We start from the raw sequence: 856 nt of genomic DNA, 5'->3' as shown, positions 1-856 counted from the left end.
TCTATTGCGTATTGGCCAGTGATGCGTGACAGCGTCTCGCGGGCAATCGTCAATGCGCCTTCTGCGCGAATTCGTGTCGTTTGGGATGAGTCGTAAGATGCTTTTGCCTCGTGCACATCGGTGATCGCAATCAATCCAACCTCAAATTGTTCTTTCGCTTGCTCATATTGACGTTTAACGGCTGTTTCTAAGGCTTGGCTAGCAATCAAATCTTCTTCTGCGCGAAGCACGTTAAAATAAGCTTCGGATACTTTAAGAATGAGATTTTGTTGCGCTGTTAAGAACTCAGCTTCTGCGCGTGATGATCCATATTCTGAAGCAGAAAGATCGTACCATCGAGGCATGTTAAACAAAGGTTGCGTTAAGCTCACGCCGTAAGTTGTACTTTTATAGGAGTCCGATACGTTTGGACCTTTTTTGATCTCGTCATTGGTATGACCAATGCTTGCGTCAGCGTCGATTTGAGGAAGAAGATTAGCTAATGCTATGTTTTCTTGTTCTTGCTCTGCTACGTAAGCTGATTCGGCAGCAGCAATGTCGGCATCGTAGGTGAGAGCACTTTGATATAACTCTACTAAGTCATAAGTGTCTGCTAGAGCGGAGCCTACGCTAGCTAAACAGCTAATAGCGATACATAGAACTAGTTTTTTAATTGATATCATGAGTAGACAAAATCCTTATGCATTTCAAAAAAACACGTGTAACTGAGTATAAGGTAGCAGTTGCTAGGCATTCTGGACAATATTTTTGCGTAACTTTACACTTGCGCCGCTATTTGCGGTGCCTTCGATGGGATGGCCTGCTTCAAAAACTTTTAAAGAGTAACGAATGGCAAACTTTACGCACGAACACTGGA

At 43.3% G+C, this 856-nt stretch carries 1 protein-coding gene; it reads right to left on the bottom strand.

What is annotated here, in order from left to right; translation table 11 throughout:
• Positions 1-662 (bottom strand): TolC family protein (locus A3738_RS25405; protein ID WP_197474031.1); only part of this gene is annotated, 662 nt, incomplete at its 3' end.
• Positions 663-856: the final 194 nt, after the last annotated feature.

Source organism: Oleiphilus sp. HI0066 (assembly GCF_001635725.1).
The sequence above is the reverse complement of the archived record's forward strand: the minus strand, read 5'-3'. Positions and strand labels throughout refer to the sequence as shown.